The sequence below is a fragment of the Aquimarina addita genome, assembly GCF_039539305.1.
Lineage (GTDB): Bacteria > Bacteroidota > Bacteroidia > Flavobacteriales > Flavobacteriaceae > Aquimarina > Aquimarina addita.
This window is the reverse complement of record NZ_BAABCW010000070.1, coordinates 1-889: the sequence shown is the minus strand read 5'-3', so window position 1 is coordinate 889 and position 889 is coordinate 1. Positions and strand designations below refer to the sequence as shown.

Genomic DNA, 889 nt, shown 5'->3' with positions numbered 1-889 from the left:
AGATCATCCGATAAATTGTGCTAACTATGGGAATTGAAACAATTTTAATTGCCCTCATTTCATAATCAATAACGGCCCGGCGAACCTGGGCGTTAAGACTATCAATATCCTGTATTTGTAGAGCAATATCCCATCCATGTTTCCTTCGATGACGAAGCCAATCGACAATTGGTTTAACGTGGGGTTTATTCCATTCCTGGCTGTTAAGAAAAACCCCGGCCTCATCGAGCAATAAAAGGCCGTTTTCATCCCCATATTCCGGCCTGGGATTGCCAGGGCCGACAATGCCGCCTGCCTCAAGCTCGCGCAAAATATCGATACTTAACATATCGGGAATGCGATAAAGACGAATTTTACTATTACGCTTATCGCGAAAATTTTCGGGAAATAAATCCATGTTGGTTACTACAGGTCGACCAGCGGAGAGATAATCACGCGCCAGGCCGACAGAACAGAGGCCCTTACCCTGGCCGGTGCGACCCGTTACCGCTATAACGCCATCAATCATAAGGCCCCCTAATAATTACTCATACCGATATAATTACGCTGCCATTTATAAAGAGCGATGGCGCCATAACAGACAGCATAGAAAGACAAAATCGAAGCCCAATTTTCAGGAACAACCCAGGATGCAGCGACTTGAATTGGATAGGGCATAACCCAGGTTAGAGCGGCACCGGCGAGCCTAATAGTGCCATATGCGGCAGCAATAGCAGCAATAAGGATGGTCAGGCTAGCGACCCGATGAGCAATCCCCTTATTAAATATTAATGCCCGAAACTCAGACAAACCATTAAACATTCCGCCGAGAAAAGACGTAAAAGAACCTATTGCAGATGATACAGCAGCCATATTAGTTTAACTCCCGTGTTGCGATAGAAAACAAATG

2 protein-coding genes are annotated in these 889 nt (G+C 45.4%); both read right to left on the bottom strand.

Going from position 1 to position 889, the window contains the following annotated elements:
- Positions 1–508 (bottom strand): zonular occludens toxin domain-containing protein (locus tag ABD816_RS22180; RefSeq protein WP_344931105.1); only part of this gene is annotated, 508 nt, incomplete at its 3' end.
- Between the two features lie 8 nt (positions 509–516).
- Positions 517–852: a DUF5455 family protein gene (locus ABD816_RS22175; RefSeq protein ID WP_344931104.1), complete on the bottom strand. Its 336-nt coding sequence runs from the start codon at positions 850–852 to the stop codon at positions 517–519.
- Positions 853–889 lie beyond the last annotated feature (37 nt).